22 protein-coding genes and 1 pseudogene are annotated in these 24909 nt (G+C 66.9%); 9 read left to right on the top strand and 14 right to left on the bottom strand.

Annotated features, from left to right (window positions below; all coding sequences use genetic code 11):
- Positions 1-16: 16 nt before the first annotated feature.
- From CTP10_RS24715 to CTP10_RS24695, 5 genes and pseudogenes are all read left to right on the top strand, one after another.
- On the top strand, positions 17-1252 hold the full coding sequence (locus CTP10_RS24715) for a phosphoglycerate kinase (protein ID WP_116322886.1): 1236 nt from the start codon (positions 17-19) through the stop codon (positions 1250-1252).
- A gap of 41 nt (positions 1253-1293) precedes the next feature.
- Positions 1294-2331, top strand: a complete 1038-nt coding sequence (gene fba, locus CTP10_RS24710; protein WP_116322885.1) for a class II fructose-bisphosphate aldolase — start codon at positions 1294-1296, stop codon at positions 2329-2331.
- Between the two features lie 100 nt (positions 2332-2431).
- Positions 2432-2702, top strand: a pseudogene (locus CTP10_RS24705) (Dyp-type peroxidase); the annotation flags it as partial.
- Positions 2703-2800: 98 nt separating this feature from the next.
- On the top strand, positions 2801-3823 hold the full coding sequence (locus tag CTP10_RS24700; protein WP_116322884.1) for a class I fructose-bisphosphate aldolase: 1023 nt from the start codon (positions 2801-2803) through the stop codon (positions 3821-3823).
- A 322-nt stretch (positions 3824-4145) separates the two neighbouring features.
- Positions 4146-5873: a tannase/feruloyl esterase family alpha/beta hydrolase gene (locus CTP10_RS24695; protein ID WP_233528376.1), complete on the top strand. Its 1728-nt coding sequence runs from the start codon at positions 4146-4148 to the stop codon at positions 5871-5873.
- A 59-nt stretch (positions 5874-5932) separates the two neighbouring features.
- Here CTP10_RS24695 and CTP10_RS24690 read toward each other — a convergent pair whose 3' ends face one another.
- The gene (locus tag CTP10_RS24690) at positions 5933-6556 is read right to left on the bottom strand and encodes an FMN-binding negative transcriptional regulator (RefSeq protein ID WP_116322882.1); all 624 of its coding nucleotides are present in this window, start codon (positions 6554-6556) and stop codon (positions 5933-5935) included.
- 82 nt (positions 6557-6638) lie between these two features.
- Here CTP10_RS24690 and pdxR point away from each other — a divergent pair, with 82 nt between their 5' ends.
- Together pdxR and CTP10_RS24680 are read left to right on the top strand one after the other, a co-directional pair.
- Complete coding sequence (gene pdxR, locus CTP10_RS24685; protein WP_116322881.1) at positions 6639-8168, top strand: MocR-like pyridoxine biosynthesis transcription factor PdxR; 1530 nt, start codon at positions 6639-6641, stop codon at positions 8166-8168.
- 26 nt (positions 8169-8194) lie between these two features.
- Positions 8195-8911 carry a DUF899 family protein gene (locus CTP10_RS24680; RefSeq protein WP_116322880.1) on the top strand — a complete coding sequence of 239 codons (717 nt, stop codon included), beginning with the start codon at positions 8195-8197 and terminating at the stop codon, positions 8909-8911.
- Positions 8912-9029: 118 nt separating this feature from the next.
- Here CTP10_RS24680 and CTP10_RS24675 read toward each other — a convergent pair whose 3' ends face one another.
- From CTP10_RS24675 to CTP10_RS24640, 8 genes are all read right to left on the bottom strand, one after another.
- Positions 9030-9980, bottom strand: a complete 951-nt coding sequence (locus CTP10_RS24675; RefSeq protein WP_233528379.1) for a Bug family tripartite tricarboxylate transporter substrate binding protein — start codon at positions 9978-9980, stop codon at positions 9030-9032.
- A 114-nt stretch (positions 9981-10094) separates the two neighbouring features.
- On the bottom strand, positions 10095-10556 hold the full coding sequence (locus tag CTP10_RS24670) for a DUF6130 family protein (protein WP_116322878.1): 462 nt from the start codon (positions 10554-10556) through the stop codon (positions 10095-10097).
- A gap of 180 nt (positions 10557-10736) precedes the next feature.
- Positions 10737-12239, bottom strand: coding sequence for a fumarate hydratase (locus CTP10_RS24665; RefSeq protein ID WP_116322877.1), 1503 nt, complete (start codon positions 12237-12239; stop codon positions 10737-10739).
- A gap of 17 nt (positions 12240-12256) precedes the next feature.
- Complete coding sequence (gtdA, locus tag CTP10_RS24660; RefSeq protein WP_116322876.1) at positions 12257-13300, bottom strand: gentisate 1,2-dioxygenase; 1044 nt, start codon at positions 13298-13300, stop codon at positions 12257-12259.
- A gap of 24 nt (positions 13301-13324) precedes the next feature.
- Positions 13325-13963, bottom strand: coding sequence for a maleylacetoacetate isomerase (gene maiA, locus CTP10_RS24655; RefSeq protein WP_116322913.1), 639 nt, complete (start codon positions 13961-13963; stop codon positions 13325-13327).
- 13 nt (positions 13964-13976) lie between these two features.
- Positions 13977-14675, bottom strand: coding sequence for a fumarylacetoacetate hydrolase family protein (locus CTP10_RS24650; RefSeq protein ID WP_116322875.1), 699 nt, complete (start codon positions 14673-14675; stop codon positions 13977-13979).
- A 47-nt stretch (positions 14676-14722) separates the two neighbouring features.
- Positions 14723-15922, bottom strand: coding sequence for a 3-hydroxybenzoate 6-monooxygenase (locus CTP10_RS24645; RefSeq protein ID WP_116322874.1), 1200 nt, complete (start codon positions 15920-15922; stop codon positions 14723-14725).
- 135 nt (positions 15923-16057) lie between these two features.
- The gene (locus CTP10_RS24640) at positions 16058-17440 is read right to left on the bottom strand and encodes an MFS transporter (RefSeq protein ID WP_158577738.1); all 1383 of its coding nucleotides are present in this window, start codon (positions 17438-17440) and stop codon (positions 16058-16060) included.
- A gap of 140 nt (positions 17441-17580) precedes the next feature.
- Between CTP10_RS24640 and CTP10_RS24635 the strand changes: the two genes are divergently transcribed.
- A complete protein-coding gene (locus CTP10_RS24635) occupies positions 17581-18507 on the top strand; it encodes a LysR family transcriptional regulator (protein WP_116322912.1) in 927 nt (308 codons plus the stop codon).
- Positions 18508-18586: 79 nt separating this feature from the next.
- A complete protein-coding gene (locus CTP10_RS24630; RefSeq protein WP_116322872.1) occupies positions 18587-19000 on the top strand; it encodes a PPC domain-containing DNA-binding protein in 414 nt (137 codons plus the stop codon).
- A 13-nt stretch (positions 19001-19013) separates the two neighbouring features.
- Here the strand turns inward: CTP10_RS24630 and CTP10_RS24625 are convergent, their stop codons facing one another.
- From CTP10_RS24625 to CTP10_RS24605, 5 genes are all read right to left on the bottom strand, one after another.
- Positions 19014-19985, bottom strand: coding sequence for a bifunctional helix-turn-helix transcriptional regulator/GNAT family N-acetyltransferase (locus CTP10_RS24625; protein ID WP_116322871.1), 972 nt, complete (start codon positions 19983-19985; stop codon positions 19014-19016).
- Positions 19986-20077: 92 nt separating this feature from the next.
- On the bottom strand, positions 20078-22153 hold the full coding sequence (locus CTP10_RS24620) for an acetate--CoA ligase family protein (protein WP_233528375.1): 2076 nt from the start codon (positions 22151-22153) through the stop codon (positions 20078-20080).
- 72 nt (positions 22154-22225) lie between these two features.
- Positions 22226-22624 (bottom strand): Zn-ribbon domain-containing OB-fold protein, encoded by a 399-nt coding sequence (locus tag CTP10_RS24615; protein ID WP_116322869.1) that lies wholly within the window; start codon positions 22622-22624, stop codon positions 22226-22228.
- Positions 22625-22652: 28 nt separating this feature from the next.
- Positions 22653-23819, bottom strand: coding sequence for a thiolase domain-containing protein (locus CTP10_RS24610; RefSeq protein ID WP_116322868.1), 1167 nt, complete (start codon positions 23817-23819; stop codon positions 22653-22655).
- Positions 23820-23915: 96 nt separating this feature from the next.
- On the bottom strand, positions 23916-24899 hold the full coding sequence (locus tag CTP10_RS24605) for a Bug family tripartite tricarboxylate transporter substrate binding protein (RefSeq protein ID WP_116322867.1): 984 nt from the start codon (positions 24897-24899) through the stop codon (positions 23916-23918).
- Positions 24900-24909 lie beyond the last annotated feature (10 nt).

Raw genomic sequence — 24909 nt, 5'->3', positions numbered from 1 at the left:
ACGGAGACGGATGGCAATGACGAATATTTCCCACGCTACGGGGCAACCGAAATCCACGGCGCCGCACACGCTGGCCGCGCTGCTCGCATCCGGCGGGCTGGCGGGCAAGCGGGTCTTTATCCGCGCCGATCTCAACGTCCCGCAGGATGATGCGGGCCGGATCACCGACGACACCCGCATCCGCGCTTCCGTGCCCGCCATCGCGGCCTGCCTGCAGGCGGGGGCCGCGGTGATGGTCACCTCGCACCTGGGCCGTCCCGAGGAAGGCCAGCCGGACCCGCGCCACAGCCTGGCGCCGGTGGGCCGCCGGCTGTCGGAGCTGCTGGGCCGGCAGGTGCCGCTGCTGTCCGGCTGGACCGCGGGCGGCTTCCAGGTACCGCCCGGCCAGCTGGTGCTGCTGGAAAACTGCCGCGTCAACAAGGGCGAGAAGAGGAACAGCGACGAACTGGCGCAGAAGATGGCCGCACTGTGCGATATCTACGTCAACGATGCCTTCGGCACCGCGCACCGAGCCGAGGCCACCACCCACGGCATCGCGAGGTATGCCCCGATCGCCTGCGCCGGCCCGCTGCTGGCCGCCGAGATCGACGCGCTGGGCAAGGCACTGGGCCAGCCGTCGCGGCCACTGGTGGCGATCGTGGCCGGCTCCAAGGTCTCCACCAAGCTGACCATCCTGAAGTCGCTGGCCGACAAGGTCGACAACCTGATCGTCGGCGGCGGCATTGCCAACACCTTCATGCTGGCCGCTGGCCTGAAGATCGGCAAGTCGCTGGCCGAGCCCGACCTGGTGGCGGACGCCAGGGCCATCATCGACATCATGGCCAGGCGCGGCGCCTCGGTGCCCATCCCCGTCGACGTGGTCTGCGCGAAGGAGTTCAGCGCGACCGCCGCGGCCACAGTCAAGGATGTGAAGGACGTGGCCGACGACGACATGATCCTGGACATCGGTCCCAGGACCGCCGCCCAGCTCGCCGGGCAGCTCAAGTCCGCCGGCACCATCGTCTGGAACGGCCCGGTGGGCGTGTTCGAGTTTGACCAGTTCGGCAACGGCACCAGGGTGCTGGCGCAGGCCATCGCCGATTCCAGGGCGTTCTCGATCGCAGGCGGCGGCGACACGCTGGCCGCCATCGCCAAGTACGGCATTGCCGACCGCGTGGGCTACATCTCCACCGGCGGCGGCGCCTTCCTGGAGTTTCTGGAAGGCAAGAAGCTGCCCGCACTGGACGTGCTGGAGCAGCGCGCCGCCAGCTGACCCCGCATCACCGAATCCGCATCGACCAAAGGAGCTTCACCATGGCACTCATTTCCTTGCGACAGCTGCTGGACCACGCGGGAGAGTTCGGCTACGGCGTCCCGGCGTTCAACGTCAACAACCTGGAGCAGATCCACGCGATCATGGAAGCGGCCGGGGAAACCGACAGCCCGGTCATCCTGCAGGCCTCGGCCGGCGCCCGCAAGTATGCCGGCGAGGCCTACCTGCGCCATATGGTGCTGGCCGCGGCCGAGACCCATCCGGACATCCCCATCGTGCTGCACCAGGACCACGGCTCCAGCCCGGCGGTGTGCCAGGCATCGATCCGCTCCGGTTTTACCAGCGTGATGATGGACGGCTCGCTGCGTGAAGACATGAAGACGCCGGCGGACTACGACTACAACGTCGACGTCACGCGGCGCGTGTGCGAGATGGCTCATGCAATCGGTGTCTCGGTGGAAGGCGAACTGGGTTGCCTGGGCTCGCTCGAAACCGGCCAGGCTGGCGAAGAGGACGGCGTGGGCGCGGCCGGCACGCTGTCGCACGACATGATGCTGACCGACCCGGCGCAGGCGCGCGACTTTGTCGCCCGCACCGGCGTGGATGCGCTGGCCATCGCCATCGGCACCAGCCACGGCGCCTACAAGTTCTCGCGCAAGCCTACCGGCGACATCCTGGCGATGGACCGCATCCGGGATATCCACGCGCAGATCCCGGACACCCATCTCGTGATGCACGGCTCCAGCTCGGTGCCGCAGGAATGGCTGGAGATCATCCGCCAGTACGGCGGCGACATCAAGGAGACCTACGGCGTGCCGGTCGAGGAGATACTGCGCGGCATCAGGATGGGCGTGCGCAAGGTGAATATCGACACCGATATCCGCCTGGCCATGACCGGGGCGATCCGCAAGTCCCTGGCCGAGGACCGCAGCGAATTCGATCCCCGCAAGGCCTTGCTGGCGGCCAAGAAGGGAGCGAAGGGCGTGGTGAAGCTGCGCTTCGAGGCCTTCGGGTGCGCGGGGCAGGCCGCGCGGATCAAGCCGGTGGGGATGGAGAGGATGGCGGGGCGCTATCGCTGACAGTGCTCGCAGCACCACCAACCCATGCATACGTTCCCCTCTCCCGCGCGCGGGAGAGGGGTGGGGGAGAGGGGAGAGGGGCCGGAGCATCAACGAAGCAAAGCCTGCCGGTTGTCACCGCCTTCCCGAGAACGGCGAGGACGTGAAGATCCTGCGTGACAACATGCTGTTCGGCCAGCCGGGCAAGGGCGAGTTCAGCACGTTCTTTATCGGCTATGCCCGCTCTCCCGCCCGGCAACTATGACCGGCTGCTGGATTTCAGCGAGGCGGTCAGCGGCAACCTGTTTTTCGTGCCCTCCGCCTCGCTGCTGGAGGCGCTTGCCGAACGCCGGCCGGACGGCGCCGGTGCTGATACCGGTCAGGCTCCTTAGTTCTGCGTGGCGGTCCGAGATGGCCCGCACGCCCGTCGCTTGCGCAATCGCATCGAGGCGCCAATCCTTGTTGCTATACCCCCTCACGGAGCAACGTCATGGACCAAGCAAGCGAACTGCAAGCCACCGTCGATGCCATGGTGCAGGGCGCCAAAGGCCTGCTGGCCGCCGACGAAAGCGGGCCGACCATCGCCAAGCGATTCGAGCGCATCGGTGTAGCGTCAAATGAAGAAAGCCGCCGGGCGTGGCGCAACCTGCTCCTGTCCACGCCGGGCCTGGGCGAGTTCATCAGCGGCGTGATCCTGTACGAGGAAACACTCGGCCAGCTGGCCGACGATGGCACGCCGCTGCCGGAACTGGCCGCGCGCCAGGGCATCGTGCCCGGGATCAAGGTGGACAAGGGCAAGCTGGCGCTCGCCCATGCGCCCGGCGACGAGATCACCGAGGGCCTCGACGGTCTTGGCAAGCGGCTTGCCGGCTATCGCCAGCAGGGCGCGAGGTTTGCCAAATGGCGCGCCGTCTACAACGTGTCCGACACGCTGCCGGGGCCGCTTGCCATTCACGCCAATGCCGAGGCCCTGGCGCGCTATGCCGCGATCTGCCAGGAAGCGGGCGTCGTGCCGATCGTCGAACCCGAGGTGCTGATGGATGGCGCACACACCATGGCGCGCTGCGCTGCAGTCACCGAAGCCGTGCTGCATGCAGTCTTCGACGCCTTGCAGAGGCACGCGGTGGTGTTCGAGCACATGCTGCTGAAGCCCAGCATGGTGCTTCCCGGCAAGGACGCAGGTCACGCGGCGCCCGAAGAGGTCGCGAAGCAGACCGTGCAGGTGCTCCGGCGCACCGTGCCCGCCGCGGTGCCCGGCGTTTTCTTCCTGTCCGGCGGCCAGACGCCCGCCGAAGCCACGGCCAATCTTGACGCCATGAACCGGCTGGGCCCGTTGCCCTGGCGGCTGAGCTTCTCCTACGGGCGCGCCTTGCAGGAGCCGCCATTGCTGGCCTGGCGCGGCGAGGCCAGCAATGCGGGGCAGGCACAACAGGCGCTGCTGCAGCGCTCGCGGCTGAATGGCATGGCGTGCCTCGGGCAGTACGAAGCCGCAATGGAAAATGCGGGGAGTTGAACCTTCCGCAATGCGCTGGCGGTGCTTGTCGCCGACCGGCGCGCATGCCCCGGCGGCTGCCGGGCCGGTTGCAGTTACTTCGCGCTCGATTGAAAGACTTTCCCGCTACACGCCGGGAGGGCGTGTGATGCCGTCATCCAGGTGATACCCGGGTGTACCGCTTCTGCAACGCCGGACATATTTCGCACTCCACCTCCGTCTCGTCACCTGCGTACTGGCACGCCGAATGCAGACGCAGCCACCGGGAGATAGCGCCGGGCCGGTCCCGCTGCCGCTATCCCGTCCCCCGGAGACATCGTGGAGAAGACAAATGTCAAAAGACATGCAAAGCAAAGTTTCGCCAGCGACTTTCAGACTGGCACCCCTCATCGTCGTGTCGGCGGCCGGCCTGGTGCTGAGTGCCTGCGGCGGCGGAGGGGACGATAATCCGCCCCCGCCGTCAAAGACGCCGGTAGCCTGCCAGAACCTGCCGGGCAAGACTGTCGCCGCGGGCAGTATCGGCCTTCCGACCAACGGCGCGACCGTTGCCGATGCCGTCATGGTGCCGGCTACCGGTGGCGGCCAGCTGGGTACTGGCGCGTACTGCAAGGTGACCGGGACGATCGCACCGGTCGACCCCACGGCGCCGTCGATCCGGTTCGAGGTCGACATGCCCGCCAGTTGGAACCAGAAGGTCGTCATGTTCGGTGGCGGCGGCTATGACGGCACGATCCCCAATACCGCGGGCAATGTTCCGGCGGGCCCGACCGACCAGCCCTCGCCACTGGCGCGCGGCTATGCCACCTTCGCCAGCGATTCGGGGCACCAGGCGGGCGCGCTCGGCAGCCGCGACGGTTCGTTCGGGACCAATGACGAGGCGGTCCGCAATTTCTCCAGCGACGCGCTGAAGAAGACGCGCGACGTCGCGATCGCGCTGATCCAGATGCACTACCAGGCCGACGGCCCGAAGAAGGCCTACTTTGCCGGCGGCTCGAGCGGCGGCCGCGAGGCGCTGGCCGTGGTGCAGCGCTGGCCGCAGGACTGGGATGGTGCCATCGTGCTTTACCCCGCCTGGAATGCTGCCAGCCTGGACCTGCAGTTCGGCCGCATCACCCGCGCGCTGGCAGCGCCGGGTGCATACCCGAACCAGCCCAAGCGCAAGGTGCTCTACGATGCCGCCATCGCCGCGTGCGATGACCTCGATGGCGTCAAGGACGGCCTGATCAGCAATATCGCTGCCTGCAACGCCAGCTTCGACCCGTCAACGGCGATGCTCAATGGCCAGCCAGTCCGCTGTGCCAACGGCGCCGACACGGGTGACACCTGCCTGTCCGACGCGCAGATCAGCGCGCTGAAGGTCTACGCTTCGCAGATCGTGTTCGGCTATGCGCTGGGCAGCGGCGAGACGCAGTATCCGGGCTTCAACGTCTGGGGCGCCGATCTGGGCATGGCCGGCAACGCAACGGTCCAGCCCACGGTGATTGCGCTGGCGCTCAACACCGATGCCCCGGCCAACCCGATGCCGAACACCGCGCCGTACTTCAGTGTGTTCTGGGACCAGTGGGTGCGCTACTTTGTCACTCGTGATCCGACCTTCAACTCGCTGACGCTTGACCCGCAGAACCCGGGCCCATGGCAGGACCGCATCAGCCAGCTGACCGCCTTGCAGGACATCAACAAGACCGACCTGTCCGCGTTCATGAACAAGGGCGGCAAGATCCTGATGGCCCACGGCATGTCCGACGCACTGGTCAGCACGCGCGCGACGGAGGACTACTTCACGCGGGTGCAGGGCGCGATGGGTGCTGGCAATGTCAGCAACTTCATGCGCTACTACGAGATCCCGGGCTATGGGCACGCGACCAGCTCCGTGTTCAATGCCTCGTGGGACTCGCTGACCGCACTGGAAAAGTGGGTCGAGCAGGGCACCGCGCCGGCTTCGCTGACGGTGACCGACACGGTTGGCGTGCCGGGCCGCACGCGTCCGCTGTGTGAGTATCCGAACTGGCCAAAGTACAACGGTGCCGGCGACGTAAACGTGGCAGCCAGCTTTAGCTGCGCGACGCAATAACCGCACGCAGGTGCAAGAGAAAGGGGCGGGCCCGTGCGGCCTGCCTTTTTTGCTTTCCGTTAGCCGGCGCTGCGCATTGACTGCGCCAGTTCGGCGTACCCCCGTGCCTCCAGCGCTTCCGCAGCGCCCAGCCGGTCGCGCAGTTCCCGGTTCTGGCTCAGCTTGACCTTGCCCTGCAGCGAGGTCACGGCGATCTCGATGCCGACGATATGGCGCAGCAGGCCGTCAATGAACTCGGGTGCGGAATCGCCCATCTTCCACGGCCGCGATTCGTCCGCCTCGTGCCGGCGCGTCAGGCGCGCGACGAGGCGCCTGACGAAGCGTTCGTCGTCATGCACGGTGAGCGTGCCGTGCGCGTGTACCACCTCGTAGTTCCAGGTCGGCACCAGGCGATGCGACTCGTGCTTGCTCGGGTACCAGTTCGGCGAGATATACGCCTGTGCGCCGCGAAACACGACCATGACCGGCGTGCCCGAAGGGCAGCGCTGCCAGAGCGGGTTGGCGCGGGCCACGTGGGCGGTGAGTATGCCGTGCGTGCCGGCATCGGCATCGAACTCGAACGGGATGTGGTCGGCATCCAGCGCGCCGTTTGCCTGGGTGACCAGCATGCCGAGCGGATGCGCGCGGATGATGCGCGCGAGTTCATCGGGGCGGGATTCGGCGAAGTGGGCAGGGATGTACATGGGGCGAATCGTGGGCGATGGAGTCGTGGATACTGTCGCCTGTAACTGGCACAATCGGAAGATCCAGTTTTCTACATTCTTTATGGGCCAGTCACCACCGCCTACTCGACCGCCTACCCGACCGCCTACCAGTAACCGGCCCGGCGCTACGGGCGCGGGGCGCCGGATCTACGACCTGCTACGCAGCCAGATCGCGGACGGCACGCTGCCGCCTGGCGCGCCGGCACCGTCCACGCGGGCGTTGGCGGCAGAGCTGGCCGTGTCCCGGACCACGGTCACTGCAGCTTACGAGCAGCTGGCGGCAGAGGGCTTTCTGGTTACATCAGCAGGGCGGGCGGCGCGGGTTGCCAGCGCGCTGGCAACGCCGGCACCGGCCACGGCGGCCACGGCGGTTATAAAGCAGCGGCCCACGTCACGGTTGCCCTTGTCCCGGTTTGGACGCCGGCTGGCGGGCCTCGGCATGCCGGGATTGCCCGACGCGGAACCGCTTCGCTTTGACTTCCGCTATGGGGCGGTGGCGTCCCGGGATTTCCCCACGCTGCCCTGGCGGCGCGCCTACCAGGCCGAACTGCTGCGCCAGCAGGACGGCCTCTACTACGCCGCGCCGGAAGGCGATGTGGCGCTGCGGCGCGCGCTCCAGGGCTATCTGCGACGGGCCCGGGGGCTTGCCTGCGACGCCGCGCAGATCGTGGTGGTGAATGGCTCGCAGCAGGCCATCGACCTGTGCGCGCGATTGCTGCTGGATACCGGCGACGCCTTCGTCTTTGAAGACCCCGGCTACCTGATGGCCCGATGCTGCTTCGCGGCCACCGGCGCCACGTGCCTGCCCACGCCCGTGGACGAGCATGGCCTGGATACCGCCAGCCTGCCGCAGGACGAGCGCGTCCGTCTGGCTTACGTGACACCGTCGCACCAGTTCCCCCTGGGCGGCGTGCTGCCGGTCGGCCGGCGCGTGGAGTTGCTGCAATGGGCACAGCGCCATGACGCCTGGATCGTCGAAGACGACTACGACGGCGAGTTCCGATACGGCCAGCGCCCGATCGACACGCTGCGCTCGATCGACACCGACGGGCGCGTGATCTACGTCGGCACCGTGTCCAAGGCACTGTCGCCGCAACTGCGGCTCGGCTACGTGGTGCTGCCGGCCGGTCTGGTGCCGGTATTCCGGCAGGCCAAGCGGTTGTCCGACCGCCATGCACCCGTGCTGGAGCAGCGCGTGCTGGCCGCGCTGATCGAAAGCGGTGCCTACGAACGCCATGTGCGGCGCATGCGCCGCGAGAATGAGCGCCGCCGTGCGGCCTTGCTGGATGGCATTGCCCGCTACCTGCCCGCGGACGCGCAGGTCAGCGGCACCGCGGCCGGCCTGCATGTGGTGCTGTGGCTGCCGTCCCTGCGTCCGCAGGATGAGCCGGCGCTGGTGGCCGCTGCGCGGCAGCAGGAAGTGGGCGTCTATCCGTTGTCGCCGTTGTTTGCCATGCCGCGGGCGCAAGGCCGGCCGCCCGGGCTGGTGCTGGGCTATGCCAGCCTGACGACCGGGCAGATCTTGCAGGGCATGCGTACGCTCGGCACGGTCATCGCGGCGATGAACCGATCCGGGCGCCGGCAAGACTAACAGGGAGCAAACCGCAGGAGATAAGCATGTCGCACATCACTTATCCCAACGAAAGCGCCGAATACCGCAAGGCGCGCAACGCGCTGGTTGACGAGGAAATTGCATTGCGCAGGCATATCGAGGCCGTCACGGCACAACGCCGCGCGCTGCCGCCAGGCGGCGAAGTGCCGGAGGACTACCGGTTCGAGCGGATCGGCGCCAACGGTATGCCCGAAAAGGTCGAGATGTCGAAACTCTTCGGCCCCCATCGCACCCTGATCCTGTACAGCTTCATGTACGGCCCCGACCGCGACACGCCGTGCCCGATGTGTACGCTCTTGCTCGACTCCGTCAACGGCGCGGCAAGGCATATCGGCCAGCGCGCCTCGCTGTATATCGTGGCCAAGTCGCCAATCGCCCGGCTGGTCGCGTGGGCGCGCGAGCGGGGATGGGCGCATTTGCAGTTCCTCTCGACCGCCGGCAACAGCTACGTCGCCGACTATTTCGGAGACTCAACCAAACTGCCGGCGGAGATACGGACGTTGCGCGGCGGGAAGGCCGGCGAGGAGTGGGACGATACCGCATTCAACGTATTCCGCCTCGACAACGGCAAGGTCCGCCATTTCTGGGGCAGCGACCTGACCTGGGCGCCCTCGGAGCCTGGCACGGACCACCGCTCCGGCGATGCCGTCAGTGCGCTCTGGGGCCTGCTCGACATGACCCCCGAGGGGCGTGGGCAGTTCATGCCAAAACTTGCCTATTAGCGTCCCCCGAGCGTCCCCCGAGCGTCCCACGCGCGACCCCCTGAGCGTCCCACGCGCGACCTCCTTTCCGTCACCGAATGCCGGAAACCGCAGGCCACCGGAATGGCCTGCGCGGCCATCACTTCTCCTGCATCTTGGCGGCCTTGACGATCTCGCCCAGTCGCTTCCGTTCCGCGCTGACGAACTTCACGAAGTCCGCACGCGTGCCGCCGATGGGCTCGATGCCCACGGCCTTGAGCTTTGCCGAGGCGTCCGGATCTTTCATGGCCTTGTCTACCGCTGCGGCAACCTTGTCGAGGATGGCGTTAGGCGTACCCTTCGGCGCGTGGATGCCCGCCCAGTGGGCGATCTGCAAGTCCGGAAAGCCTTGCTCGACGGCGGTGGAGAGCTGGGGGTAGGCCGAGATGCGCTGCGTCCAGGTGGTCGCCAGCGCCTTGAACTTGCCTTCCTGCAGGATATGCGGCAGCGCGATGATACTGGCCTCTGAGGTGCCTTCGACCTGGCCGCCCAGTACTGCCGTGGTGCTCTCCGACCCGCTCTTGTACGGCACCGGCTGCAGCTTCGCGCCGTATTTCACGTTAAGGATTTCGGCGACGAAGTGGGGCGTGCTGCCGGTCCCCGCGGTGGCGAAGTTGAAGCCGTTCCCTTTCCTGGATGCCTCGACAAAGTCGCGCAGGTCCTTGTAGGGCGCGTTCTTCGGCACCACGATGACCGACGGAGCCAGGCCGATCATGGCGACGGGAACCAGGTCGTCGTCCTTGAACGGGATCGACTTCTTGATCATGCTGTTGGAAATGACACCGGCGGCGCTGATCAGGAAGGTGTAGCCATCGGGCTTGCTCTTGGCCACCATGTCTGCGCCGACGGTGCCGCCCGCGCCGGGGCGGTTTTCGACCAGTACGGTCTGGCCCAGCTCCTTGGAAGCCCCCTCGGCCGCCGCGCGCGCCATCAGGTCATTGGCGCCGCCGGCGGCAAATGGCACGACAAAGCGGATCGGCTTGGCCGGCCACTGGCCCTGGGCGCAAGCGGGCGCGGCTGCGATCAGGCTTGCCGTGGCAAGCAGGCCCAGGGTGAATCGGCATTTTATTGTCAAGGCATGTCTCCGTCTGTGGGTCGGTGATTCGGGCTCATCATACCGTCGCTTGCCTGACAAAGACTTTTCGGATCGCTGGGCGTCGCGTCCTCAGTGCTTGTGCGCTGCCGGCGCTTTCAGGTCGGGCACGGTGACGTTGACGATCTCGGTGGCCAGGATCTTGTGGTTGGGATCGGCCAGTTCGAGCCGGAGCTTGTGCGCACCAGGCGTCAGCCCGACCACGATGATGGGATCCTGGCTGGTATGGGCCCAGGTGCCGGGTGTCTCGTCAACCGTGACATGCAGGTGCCCGATCCGCGGGGATAGTTCGGCGGCGGTCTTGCCAAAGACAGGCATGACACGGAAATGCTCGGTGCGGAACTGGACGATGACGACACCGCGGGCAAGCGGTTCGGGCAGCGGCGCGTACGGAACCAGCCTGGGGGCGGGCTCCGATGCCAGCGGGAGAACTGCGGGAGGGGACCTGGTATCTGGCGCCGCCTGGGCGAACGCGATGAGGCTGAATGCCGCGCCGGCTGCGGCGACTGACAGGTCTCGGAGTAGATGGGGCATGATGCGTTCCTTTTTCTTCGCAAGGCGGATTGCCTCGGCGCGCGAGGCTGTTTCGCTCCTCGCGCGTAAGTACAGAGTAGTGTGTTCGTGACGACTTTCATGCGATCGCTGCCGGATGTGGCGTCGCGTTCCCAACATGGCGGTTGAGATACAACACGCAGGCTGATCGCTGCAACCATGTCACGCCGTAGCCATGCGCCATATGCGCGGGCCGCTCTCGTGGACGCTGTCACCGGTGGCATCCACGGCGACGACGACGGGCAGGTTCTCCACGTCGAACTCGTAGATGGCTTCCATGCCGAGATCGCCAAACGCCAGTACCCGGGAGGATCGGACCGCCTTGGAGATCAGGTACGCGGCGCCTCCGGTTGCCGCCAGATAGACGCAGCGGTTCCTGACGATGGCACGGATCGCAGCTGGCCCGCGTTCGGCTTTGCCGATCATGCCGAGCAGGCCGGTGGCGCCGAGCATGCGGTCCGCAAACTTGTCCATCCGTGTTGACGTGGTGGGGCCGCAGGGGCCGACCACCTCATCGCGCACGGGGTCGACGGGGCCGACGTAGTAGATCATGCGATTGCGGAAGTCGACCGGTAGCGGCTCGCCACGCGACAGCATCTCGTCGATGCGCTTGTGGGCGGCATCGCGTCCGGTCAGCATGCGGCCCGACAGCAGCAGCGTCTCCCCGGCGCGCCAGCTGCCGGCTTCCTCCCGGGTCAGGGTGTTCAGGTCCACCCGGCGGATTGCCGTGCCATCGGGCATTGGCAGCTCCGGCCAGATATCGGGAGACGGGGGTGTCAGCATGACCGGACCGCTGCCGTCGAGTTCGAAGCGCGCGTGTCGCGTTGCCGCGCAGTTAGGGACGACGGCGACCGGCATGCTTGCCGCATGCGTGGGGTAGGTCTCGATCTTGACGTCGAGCACCGTGGTCAATCCGCCGAGGCCCTGCGCGCCGATGCCAAGCGCATTGATGCGGTCGTGGATATCGATGCGCATCGCTTCCACCGGATTCCGCGGGCCCCGGGCCTTGAGTTCGAGCATGTCTGGCGGCGCCGTCAGGCTCTGCTTGGCCAGCAGCATGGCTTTCTCGGCCGTGCCGCCGACGCCGATGCCAAGCACGCCCGGCGGACACCAGCCCGCGCCCATCGACGGCACCATGCCGACGATCCAGTCCGCGACCGAATCGCTGGGCATGAGCACGGCGAACTTGCTCTTGTTCTCGCTGCCGCCGCCTTTCGCCATCACGTCCACGACAACCGTATTGCCCGGCACGAGTTCGACGTGGACGACCGCCGGCGTGTTGTCGCCGGTATTGCGCCGCGTGAACAGCGGATCTTCGACGATGCTGGCACGCAGCGTATTGTCCGGGTCGAGATAGGCCCGGCGCACGCCCGCATTGGCCGCGTCGATGACGCCCGACGGAAATCCGTCGAGACGCACGTCCATGCCGACGCGGACAAACAGGTTGACGATGCCCGTATCCTGGCAGATCGGACGCCTGCCCTCCGCGCACATCCGCGAGTTGATCAGGATCTGCGCAATCGCTTGCCTTGCCGGCTCGCTGGCTTCTCGTTCATAGGCGCGGGCAAGGTGCCGAATGAATTCCGGCGGGTGATAGTGGCTGATGAACTGCAGTGCCGCGGCGATGCTGTCGACAAAGTCTTCATACGAAACGACGGTGGTCACGGTGCCGGCCTCCGCCTTCAGAAGCGCTGCTCGCGGAACAGGCCGAGCTTCTCCTGCGCGACGCGATCGGAGTACGAGAACAACACAAGATCCCGCTCGGCATGCAGCGTGAACCGGCTCCAGCCCGGTACGACGACAATATCGTGCGGCGCGAAGTCCAGCCTTTGATCGCCGATCATCGCGTAGCCGGTACCTTCCACGCAGATAAAGACGGTGCTATCGGTTGAGCGGTATGGCAAGGTGCCGAAGCCGGAGGGAAGCAGCCGGATCATGGTGGCGATGGTCGGCATGGCCCAGCCGCCGTCCACCGGGTTTGTGTAGCGCATCAGGTAGCCGGCGTGCGGATCCGGTTCGCCGGCATGGGGCAGCGCGTACAGCGCTTCGCGCGTGCGCGCGTAGGGATAGTTGAATACCGGTGAGTTCAGCGTAGACGGCTGATAGCCCACCGGCATCAGGCCCGAGCCGTAGCGCGCCAGCGCATCGCCGGCGGGCCGCGTGACCGGCGCTTCGTCGGCATCGAACTCCTCGCGGAAGCCGCCGTTGAAAAACGACACGATGGGAATGTCGAGCCCATCGACCCAGACCATTGGCGCGCTGCCCTCGTGGCCATGATGGTGCCAGGTCCATGCGGGGGTGATGACGAAGTCGCCGGGCTCCATGCAGGTCTTCTCGCCGTCGACCGCGGTGTAGGCGCCCGAGCCTTCCACGATGAAGCGCAGTGCCGACTGGCTATGGCGGTGCGCCGGCGCGACTTCTCCGGGCAGGATCAACTGCAGGCCGGCATACAGGGTGTTGGTGATGCGCGACGTGCCTGGCAGGCCGGGGTTCTCCATCAGCAGTACGCGCCGCTCGGCTTCTTCGGCCGAAATCAGCGTCGCGGATTCCATCAGGTACGGGCGCGCCGTGGCATAGGCCCAGCGGTGTGCCACGCCGGCCGGCGTGGGCTCCACCGGGATCAGCTTGCGCAACCGGGTCCAGAGGGCGGCCATCGCGTGCGGTTCCAGGTCGCGGTAGAAGGCATCGCGCCGGTTTGAAAGGTCGGGAGTGGGGTTCGTGGTCATGATCGGATGCCTCTGGCGGCAGTATCAGTGGGCGGCAACGTAGTCCGGCTGCGCGCTCGGCGCCGCAAGGCGGAAGGCCTCGTGGCGCATGCAGTGCGCGTAGGCCTGGCGCACGCGCGGGAATGGTCCGAGGCTGAACGTCGCGCGCAGCGCGTTGGCGACCTGCGGCACCAGGCAGCAGTCGGCCAGCGTGGGTGCGTCGCCGACGCACCAGCCGCCGTCCGCCGGCAGCCAGGGCTCCAGGGCGCTGAAGCCCGCGTCGAGCCAGTGCGCGACCCATTCGGATCCGGCGGCCTCATCGATCCCAAGCGGGTTGCCGAGGTACTTGCGCACGCGCATGTTGTTCAACGGGTGCATGTCGCAGGCGATGGTCAGCGCAATCTCCAGCACGCGCGTGCGGGCCGGGCCGTCGGCAGGTATCAACCGCGGCACTGGCCACTTGCGGTCGAGGTGGTCGATGATCGCCAGGGACTGCGTGATAGTCTCGCCGCCGTCGTGCAGCACCGGCACCAGCTGGTTCGGGTTGCGTGCCTTGTATCCGGGCTGGTGCTGTTCGCCGGCGCGCAGGTTGACGCCGACATGGTTCCAGGGGATACCCTTAAGCGCCATGGCGATGCGTACCCGGTATGCCGCGGAGCTATTGAAGAAGTCGTACAGGTCCATGGTCAGCCCGCCTTCACGCGACACGCACTTCGATGCTGGTGAGCCCGTCGATGCCGCCACGCATGACCTCGCCGCTGCTTACCGGTCCGACACCCTCCGGGGTGCCGGTGAAGATCAGGTCGCCGGGCTGCAGTTCGAACAGCGTCGACAGGTTGGCGACGATTTCCGGCACCGACCAGATCAGCTTGTCCAGGCTGCTGCGCTGGCGGTCCTGGCCATCGACCTGCAGCCAGATGGCGCCGCCGGCGGGATGGCCGACCTCGGTGGCGGGATGCAGCAGCGAGACCGGCGCGGACTGGTCGAAGGCCTTGCCGGGCTCCCAGGGTCGGCCGCGGTCGCGCGCCGCGATCTGCAGGTCGCGCCGCGTCATGTCGATGCCGACCCCATAGCCCCAGATGTGCGAATTGGCGTCCTCGACCGCAATGTTGCGCCCCGCGCGGCCGATCGCCGCCACGAGTTCGATCTCGAAATGGAACTGTCCGGTCGCCGGCGGATAGTCGACCTGCGCGCCGGCGCCCTCCGGCGCGACCACGGTCGCATCGGCAGGCTTGCAGAAGAAGAAGGGCGCTTCCCGGCTCGGGTCCATGCCCATCTCGCGGACGTGCGCGGCGTAGTTGCGGCCGACGCAGTAGATGCGGCGCACGGGAAACTGGCCGTTGCCACCGGCGACGGGAATGGTGACAGTGGGAACGGGCGGAACGACAAAGGTCATGTGGGACTCCAGGTTTCGGGATCGGGATTCGTCATGCATGGCGGTGTTCAGGCGGACAGGCAGGTCTCTGCCTTCCAGCCATACAGCCACTCCAGCGCGTCGTAGAAGCGCTCCGGCGAGCGGCCCTTCCACAGGGCATTGCGCACCAGCCGCTCCACGCCGGATGCGTGGCACAGGCGGCCGAACTCGCGGGTGGAAAGCACCACGCGCGCCGTGCGGGTGATGCGGGCGTCCTGGTACAGCGAGAACGCGCGCAGCAGGTCGCCGTCGCAGGCGCGTACCGCGGCGCCAAGCGTGACGGCGTCTTCCACGGCCATGCAGGCTCCCTGTGCCAGGTATTGCAGCAGCGGATGGGCGGCGTCTCCGAGCATGGTGATGGCGCCGTGCGTCCATTGGCCGATCGGCTCGCGGTCTGCCGTGGCCCAGCGGCGCCACGTCGGCGGCAGCGACAGCAGGCCGAAGGGCCGGGCATCGATGCCCTGGAAGTAGGACAGCACCTCTTCCTGGCTGCCGTCGCTGACGCCCCAGGTCTCCTGCTGGCGGCTATGGAAGGTCACCACAAGGTTGTACTGCTCGCCGGCGCGGACCGGGTAATGCACCACATGGCAGTTCGGCCCGACCCAGAGCACCGGCGCGTTCCATTGCATGTCGCGGGGGAACTGCGCGGCATCGATCACGGCGCGGTACACCACATGCCCGGATACGCGCGGCGGATCGCCGACCAGTTGCTGGCGGATGGCGGACTTCACGCCGTCGGCAGCAACCAGGGCACAGCCGCGATAGGTGTTGCCGTGTTCGTCGAACGCAGTGACGCCGCTGTCCGACTGACTGACCTCGACAATGCGGGTCGCGGTGACGAATTCGATCCGGTCGGTCTCGCGCACGCCTTCGAGCAGCGTGCTGTGGACGTCGGCGCGATGCGTGACCGCATACGGGTTGCCGAAGCGCTTGCGAAAGGCCGCGCCAACGGGAATGTCGGCGATGGTGCCGCCGTCGACGGCGTCGACCATCATCATGTGATCGGTGTAGACGGCATGCGCGCGCGTGCGCTCGCCCACGCCGAGCGCGTCGAATGCGGCGAAGGCATTGGGGCCGAACTGCACGCCCGCACCGATTTCACCGATGACGCTGGCCTGCTCCAGCACCTTGACATGACAGCCCTCGCGCGCCAGCGCAAGCGCCGCCGCGAGGCCTCCGATGCCGCCGCCAACGACGAGCACCGGGTTGGATTGGGTGGAAATACGCATGAGACTCCTTGCTTCTTCAGGCGACACGGGTCACGACGAGCCGTGACCGCCGTCGCGTACAACGAATGGATGGAAGGGAAGCGGGGTAGCGGTCGATAGCGGTCGATAGCGGTCGATAGCGACCGTCAGCGACCGTCAGCGACCGTCCAGCGCCGCGGGCAGCGCGGTCCTTTCGGCCGGTGCGTCACCGTGAGCCGGGGTCGCGGCCTGGGCCACGCGCAGCACCAGGATCGCGGCGGCGGCAATGGCGGCTGGAACGGCACTGCACAGGAAGATGGTCTTGATGCTGAAGCCGCTGGCGAGCAAGGCGCCGACGATGAGCGGGCCGGTGACCTGGCCCATGCGGCCCAGCGCCATCGCCCAGCCCACCCCGGTGGCGCGCATGCCGCTGGGGTAGCTCAGCACGGCCAGGCCCAGCAGGCCCGAACTGCCGGCACCCATGAACACGCCGCACAGCGTGGCGGCGATCGCAAGCGGGGCCAGCGAATCGGTGACGTAACCCAGGCCGGACACGCTGAGCGCGCCGAGCATGAACAGCAGCGGCAGCGTCAGGTACGGGCCGAAACGGTCCACCAGGCGGCCCCCGGCGGCGGTGCCGGCGACGCTGCCGAGATTGATCAGGGCGACCACCAGCGCGGCATCGTGTTCGCCGACGCCCTCGCCGCGCAGCAGCGCGGGCGTCCACAGCACCAGCACGATCAAGAGCACAAAGCACATGAAGAAGCCGGTCCAGAGCAGCAGCGTGGAAGCGAGACGCCCACCTGACAGGAGTTCCCGGAAGGGCAGGCCACGCACGTTTTCCTCGGCGTCGACATAGCTCGCATTGCAGTCGGGCGCGGACGATCGGCCCGCGATGCGCGCGACGATAGCTCGCACGGCATCCTGGCCGCCCTTGCGCTTGAGCAGGAACGGCAGCGACTCCGGCAGGCCGACGATGACCAGTACAGCCAGCGCCAGCGGCAGCACGCCGCCGAGATAAAACAGTGCCGGCCAGCCGTAGTGCGGCACGATGTGCGAACTGGCGAGAGCGCCCACGGCACCGCCCAGCGGGAAGCCGGCATAGAGCACGCCGGTCATCATGCCGCGCATGCGCCGCGGCGTGTATTCGGCGGACAGCGCCAGCAGGTTCGGAATCGCGCCACCCAGGCCAAGGCCAGCGACGAAGCGCACCAGCAGCAGTTCCGGCAGCGTGGGCGCATGCGGCGTCAGCAGCGAGAACACAGCAAAGATCACGATGGACGCCGCCAGCAGCCAGCGGCGGCCAAAGCGATCGGCAAGCGGTCCGAGCAGGAAGGCGCCAACCATGGCGCCCAGCAGGCCCGCGGAGAAGACCTGCCCGAAAAGTGCGATGGGAATGTCGAGCGAGGATGACATGGCCTTGGCCGCAAAGCCGATCGCCTGCGTGTCGAAGCCATCCATCAGCACGATCAGGAAGCAGACGATAAAGATGCGAAGGCGATAAGCGCCAAGTGGCCGAGCGTCGATCACCGACGCAATGCTGATCGGGGGCGGGTACATGTGTCTCCTTGGATGCGCGGTGCTATGTCTTGTAGTCAGGTCGTGTTCCGTTGGCATTTGCCGCGCTACGGGCCAATCCGGATGACCGAAGTCTCGTTTCTTCCCTATCATTCGGCAATCAAATGACGGGAATGACGGTCATGAGCGAAATGGATAACTTCGATATGAACCTGCTGCGCGTGTTCGACGCGCTGTGGCGGCATGGTCACCTGGGGCGAGCGGCGGAGGAGGTTGGCGTGAGCCAGCCGGCCATGTCGCACGCGTTGCAGCGGATGCGCGACCAGCTCGGCGATCCGCTGTTCCTGAAAGTGCGAAAAGGGATGCAGCCGTCGCCCCGCGCGGTAACGCTGGCGCCGGTAGTGCAGGGCGTGCTGGCGCAGGTGCGGGAGCATCTGTTGACGGCCCCGCGCTTCGAGCCCGCGCAGGCTCGCCGGACCTTTACGCTGGCCCTGTCCGACGTGGGCGAAGCGGCATTCCTGCCGCGCCTGCTGGCCCGGCTGATGAAAGAGGCGCCCCATGTGGACGTGCGCACGGTGTCGGCGCGGCACACGGACATCATGGATCAGCTCGAACGCGGCAGGATCGACCTGGCCATTGGCTACTACCCGGACCTCGGCGGCTCGGACGTGTTCCAGCAGCGCCTGTTCCGGCACGGGTTCGTGTGTTTGGCGCGAAGGGACCATCCGAGCGCAAGGGGACGCATGACGGCGGAACAGTTCCGTGCGCTACCTCATGCCGTGATCCAGAGCGAAAGCCGTAGCCAGGAGATCGTCGAGGAATACCTGCGGCAGCATGGCATCGTGCGCCGCGAACTGCTGCGCTCCCCGCATTTCCTGAGCATCCCGCTCGTGGTCGCATCGACCGACCTCGTCGTCACGGTGCCGCTGCCGGTGGGCGAGCTGTTCGCGCGCATCGCGGATGTGCAGGTCCTCCAGCCACCGTTTCCGATTCCCGCTTTCGACCTCAGGCAACACTGGCACCGCTGCCAGCATGACGATCCGGGCAATCGCTGGCTGCGGGGGCTTACGCAGGAGTTGTTCGGTGAAACAACGGGCGAGCAGGAATGAGATGGCGGCCCGGTCAACCTGGCCCTAAACTGCCCCGAAGCCCCAATCCCCCCAATCCCCCCCAATCCGGATCTCCGTGATGCAAGCACATCCCCTGCGACTCTCTCCCGGCGACGATCTGCGTGGCGCGCTGGAAGACGCGCTGCGCCAGCTCAAGGTGCCTGCGGCCTTCGTCATCCAGGGCATCGGGAGCCTCAGCGTTGCACAACTGCGATTTGCCGGAAACGAGGATCCTGCCGAGTTGCGTGGCGATCTGGAAATCCTGACGCTCGCCGGATCGCTGTCACCAGATGGGGCCCACTTGCATATGTCGGTTGCCGACCAGCGCGGGCGGGTGTCCGGCGGTCATGTGGCACCCGGCTGCACGGTCCGTACCACTGCCGAGATATTGCTGGCGCTTCTTCCCGGGCATCGGTTTGCGCGGGAGTACGATACGGATTCGGGGTTCGTGGAACTGGTGATACGAAATGAGCAGCCTATGGGGGGACCATAGGCTGTCTACGCCTTTACACGTGTAACTTTTCGCGGGTAAACCGTTGTTCGGTGACCCTGGTCCCCCATTGGTCTCCCTCGAATTCGGAGGCCAACGCAAAGCCAAACGCCTCATACAAGTGGCGCGCCGAATCCAGGCCCTTGAACGTCCAAAGGTATGTTTCCTTGTAATGCTCGTCGACAAAGGCCATCGCGATCGACATAAGCTGTCGCCCGATGCCGGAGCCACGCAACGAATCGTCCACGATAAACCATCGCAGATGCGCGACGCCGGTCCCGGTATCTCCGTCAATCGCAAGCGAGGCGAGCGAACGGCCATTTTCGACGTAAAGCCAGAGTGCCTTGCCTTCCGCTGGCAGCGTGCTCGCGAACGCCGCAAGCTCGGTTGCGACGCGCTTCTCGAAGAAGGCGCCAAAGCCCCAATGCTCCGAATAGAAGCGTGCATGGAGGCTTGCGACATCGCCAATGCAGCCCGGTTGATAGCCCTGGCGAATTCCCGAGGTTCCGCTCTCTGCTCCGGTCGGCTTGCTTGCGTTGTCTTGCGCCAGTGCGTCGGCGTAGAGCGCAAGGGAACGCAGCAGCGCCTGCTGGTCAGAAGGCACCATGCGCCGCAGTGCGTTCGACACCTGATCCGTAGCGAAGCGGTCGATTTTTCTCCGAAGTTCTTTCCCGGCGGCTGTCAGGTACAACTCCGATGATCGCGCATCGTCGGCTGAGGCACGGCGCTCCACATATCCCTCGGATTCGAGCCTCGCAAGCTGCCTGCTGGTATTTGACTTGTCGAGCCTGAGCGTCTGTCCCAGGTCCTTCGCGCTAACGCCTGGCGCCATGCCGATTTCCAGCACGGCATGAACCGCCGATGGGGCCAGGTCGCTTCCCGCCAGGGTAGAGCGCATGAAACCCAGTTCACGGACAAGACGGCGGGAGAACTCCCGCAGTTCGAGGATGGTTGCCTCTTGTTGGGCGGCGGGGGAATCGGCGGGCATGGCTTGTCTTGATGTGGGTTGCGCAACGCAACCAATATAGTTGCGTTGCGCAACTTCGTCAAGCCGCGCGCAGCGGCCCCGGCCTCGCCCGCTCAGGTGGCGTCCGCGTTGATTTCGATGACCGCGTCTGCCGCAAAAGCCCCTTCACCCTGCGGCATCGCAAAGACGGGGTTCAGGTCGATCGACTGCAGCCGCGGCCCTGCGGCGGCGGCGAATGCCGACAGGCGCGACAGCGTGCGCGCCAGCGCGGGGATGTCGGCCACCGGCCGGCCACGGGCGCCCAGCAGCAGCGGGGCACCCTTGATCGACCGGATCATGGCCTCGGCGACGTCTTCACCGAAGGGACAGCGGTGGAACACCACGTCCTTCAGTACCTCGACAAACACCCCGCCCAGGCCGAACATCGCGATCGGGCCAAACACGGGGTCGCGGTTGATGCCCATGATGCATTCGACGCCACCGCCCAGCTGCCTGGCTACCAGCACGCCTTCGATGCGCGCGTCCGGCGCGGCCGCACGGGCGCGTTCCATGAGCGTGCCGAAGCCGCTGCGCACCGCCGCTTCATCGCGCACGTCGAGCAGTACGCCACCGATTTCTGACTTATGCAGGATGTCCGGGGACAGGATCTTCAGTACCACCGGATAGCCGATCTCGCGCGCGGCCAGCACGGCGCTCCCGACGTCGCCGCACGCGCGCTCCGGCGCGCTGGCGATGCCCGCTTCGGCCAGCAATTGCTTCGCCTGCGCCTCGCTCGGCGTCTGCGCTGGCAGCGTGACCGTGCCGCCCGTTGGTGCCGGTGCCAGCGGCTGCATGGCGAAGGCGCGGCCGAAGCGGCCCATGGCTGCAATGGCGGCCACGGCGCGGGTCGGGTCTTCGAATACCGTGAAACCCTCTGCCTCGTAGCTGCGCATCACCTCGCGCGGGCCACGCAGCACCAGCACGTAGAGACGGTCCGGACAGGCGGCGCGTACTTCGGAGAGCTGCTGGCGCAGCACCGGTGCCACTTCGGCCGTGGTGCCGGCATAGCTGAAGAAGCCCAGCATGGAGCGGTAGCTGCCTTCGTTGAGCATCATCTCCATGAACGGCTTCACCAGCGTCGGGTCGTTGATGAACTGGGCCGTGGTGTCCACCGGGTTGCGCGGGGCGCAGATCGGCAGCATCTTCAGCATCGTGGCCTGGGCGGATGCGGGCATTTCCGGTACCGGCACGCCGTATTCCTCGGCCGCGTCCGAGATGATCACGCCGGCGCCACCGCTGACGGTGATCACGCCCAGCGTGTTATCCGCCGGGAATACGCCGCGCGTGGCCAGCCGCACGATATCGAGCATGGCTTCGGTGGTGTAGGCGCGCACCACGCCAAGCTCTTCGAGCACGGCGTCGACCACGGCATCGTTGCCCGCAATCGATGCGGTGTGCGATTGCGCCGCGGCGCCGCCCACTTTGCTGCGGCCGACCTTCATCATCACCACCGGCTTGCGCGCCGCGCGCGCGGCCTTGAGCGCCTCGACCAGGCCATCGCCATCATTGATGCCTTCGGAGTACAGGGCGATCACGTCGGTGTTGGGATCGGCCACCATCAGCCTGACGATCTCGCCCAGGGTCAGGTCGGCCTCATTGCCGGTCATGACGATGTTGGACAGGCCCACGTTGGTATCGACCATGGCCGACACCAGGTGGCTGCCGTAGGCGCCGGACTGGCTGACAATGCCGACGCGGCCTGCGCGCACGTCGTCGAGCCCCGCCAGCGAAGAGAAGCTGCCGACAAAGCCGGTATGCAGGTTCACCAGCCCCAGGGAATTCGGCCCCAGCAGGCGCATGCCGGTGCGCCGCGCCGCGGCCACCAGTTCGGCCTGCATGGCGACGCCGCTGCCGCCGACCTCGGCGAAGCCCGCGCTGAACAGGATGGCCGCGGCCACGCCGCGCTCGCCGAGTGCCGTCACCACTTCCAGCACCTGGCCGGAGGGCACGGCGACAATGGCCACGTCGGGCACTTCGGGCAACGCGGCGACCGAAGGCCAGGCCTGCAGGCCCTGCACTTCACGGCGGTTGGGGTTGACCGGCAGGATGCGCCCCGCATAGCCAAGCTTGCGCATGGAGGCGATGGGCCGTCCGCCGATACGGGAGGGATCGTCCGAAGCGCCGATAACGGCGACCGAACGGGGGTTCAACAGTCTTTCCAGGGAGGCAGTCGTATTCATAACAGGCTGGCTAGGTTGGGTGCGGGGCAGGGCCGATGTGGCTCAGGCAAGCGTGAAGGTGGGCAGCGGCGCACCGCCGTCCGACGGCGCAAAGCGCAGCAGCACCTTCTGCCCGATCCGCACCGTGTCGAGGTCGCAGTCGACGATCTGCGTCATCATGGTGACGCCTTCGTCCAGCGTCACGTACGCCATGCAGAATGGCGTCGGGCCGGCGCGGCGCGTGACGCTGTACGAGTAGATCGTGCCGCGGCCGCTGGCCTGCTTCCACTGGGTCGTGCCCAGGCAGAACGGGCACAGCGTGCGCGGATACCAGTGGGGCTTGCCGCAGCTGTCGCAGTGGCGCAGCAGCAGGCGGCCTTCGCGCGCGGCGGCCCAGAATTCGGTGTTGTCGGGGTGTTCGGCGGGTGCCTTGAAGGGGGTAGGGGTATAGGGTGTCGTCATGGCTGTGCTCGATGCCTGCGTGCAGGGGTTATTCACGTTCCAGGATGAGGGTGGCGCTGCCGTGGCGCGAGCCAAGCAGGCCGCCGGTGCCCTGCGCCAGTGCCAGCCCGCAGTTCCTGACCTGCACGGCCGGATGGGCCTCACCGCGCAGCTGGCGCACCGCCTCGATCACCTTGGTAATGCCGCCGCGATTGGCCGGGTGGTTGTTGCACAGGCCGCCGCCGTCGGTGTTGAAGGGCAGCTTCCCTACGCCCGAGATCAGGTTGCCGTCGGCCACGAACTTGCCGCCTTCGCCTTTCTTGCAGAAGCCCAGGTCTTCCAGCTGCATCAGCACGGTGATGGTGAAGCTGTCGTAGATCGAGGCGTACTGGATGTCGGCGGGCGTGACGCCGGCTTCGGCGAAGGCCGCGGCGCCGGATACCCTGGCCGCGGACCAGCTCAGGTCCACGTTGCCGCCAAGCTGCCCCTTCACGTGCTCGCCCGCGCCGAGGATGCGGACTTTCGGACGGTTCAGCTTTGCCGCGATCTCCGGCCGGGCCACGATCAGCGCGCCGCCGCCGTCGGAGACCACGCAGCAGTCCAGCTTGTGCAGCGGGTCGGAAATCATTGGCGAGTTCAGGACGTCTTCCACGGTCACCACCTCGCGCAGCATGGCGTTCGGGTTGTACTGGGCGTGATGGGAGGCCGCCACCTTGATCCACGCCAGCTGTTCGCTGGTGGTGCCGTATGCGTACATGTGGCGCATCGCCACCATGGCATACGAATTGACGGTCAGCGGGCTGTAGGGCGCTTCGAAGGGCAGGTCGGGGAGGTTGTCGCCCCAGTTGCGCGGCTTGGTGCCGCTGGAGCCTTCGGAGCGCGGGCGGCCCGCCAGCGTGATCAGCGCCACGTTGCACTTGCCCATGGCGATGGCCTGCGCGGCATGCGACACGTGCGCGAGGTAAGACGAGCCACCGGTCTCGGTGGAGTCGACGTGGCGCACGTTCAGGCCAAGGTAGTCGACCATGTTCAGCACGCCCAGCCCGGGGGCGTCGCCGGCGCAGAAGTAGCCGTCGACATCGGCCAGTGTCAGGCCGGCGTCTTCCAGCGCCCCTTTGGCGCTTTCCGCGTGCAGCTGCGCCACGGTCTTGTCCGGTGCCTTGCGGGTCGGGTGCTCATAGGCGCCGACGATATAGGCCTTGCCTTTGATGCTCATGTTTGATTCCTGTAGGTCGGTAAGGTGGGAGGGCGGGCGCGCCCGGCATGCCGCCGGGCGGCTGAGGTGGTGTCAGAGGTTGTGTCAGAGCAGGTGCTATTCCGGCTCGATGCCGGCCAGCGTGATCAGCCGCTTCCACATCTGCTGGTCGGCGGCGATGGTCTTGCGCAGCTCGGCACCGCCAGCGGGATACGGCACGCTGCCGCGTGCGCCGTAGTGCGCCATGGCTTCGGGCGAGTTCACGAATTCCAGCGTGTACCGGGTGAGCTTTTCCACGATGGCCGGCGGCGTGCCGGCCGGCGCGAACAGGCCGGTCCAGCTGTTGATCGCCGCCGCCGGCATGCCGGCCTCGGCCATGGTGGGGACATCCTTGAGTTGCGGCATGCGCGCGTTGGCCGTAACCGCCAGCGCGCGCAGCTTGCCCGACTGCACGTGCGGGACCACCGCCGAGACCTCCACCACGCCGTAATCGACCACGCCACTCATCAGGTCTGGCAGCAGCGTGCTCATGGCCTTGTACGGAACGCTCATGGCCTGGATCTTCGCGGCGTCGTTGAAGGCGGTGATGATGGTCCGGTAGCCGGTGCTCGACGTGCCGAAGTTGAGCGTGCCCGGTCTGGCTTTGGCCGCACTGACCAGGTCGGCCACGGTGCGGTACGGCGACGTGCCCGGCACGACCAGCGCCACCGGAATCACCGACATGCGCGCGATCGGCACGAAGTCCTTCAGCGGGTCATAGGGCAGGCGCTTGAACAGGAAAGGATTGGCCGCCATGGCGCCGGAGGCGGACAACAGCAGCGTGTAGCCGTCGGGCGCGGCCTTGGCGACATAGTCGCAGGCCAGGATCATGTTGGCGCCGGGCTTGTTCTCGACCACGAAGCTCTGCCCCAGCTTCTGTCCCAGGTGTTTGGCCAGCAGGCGCGTGTAGTCGTCTGCCCCGGTGCCGGCGCTGGTGATCGACACGATGCGCACGGGCCGTTCCGGGTATGGCTGGGCGGCCGCGGGTGCTGCCAGGGCCGGCAGGCAAAGCGCCAGCAATGCGCGCCAGGGTGCGCGGGTCCGTTCCGCAAAACAGTTCATGTCTCCTCCG

The sequence above is a fragment of the Cupriavidus sp. P-10 genome, from assembly GCF_003402535.2.
Lineage (GTDB): Bacteria > Pseudomonadota > Gammaproteobacteria > Burkholderiales > Burkholderiaceae > Cupriavidus.
The sequence above is the reverse complement of the archived record's forward strand: the minus strand, read 5'-3'. Positions and strand labels throughout refer to the sequence as shown.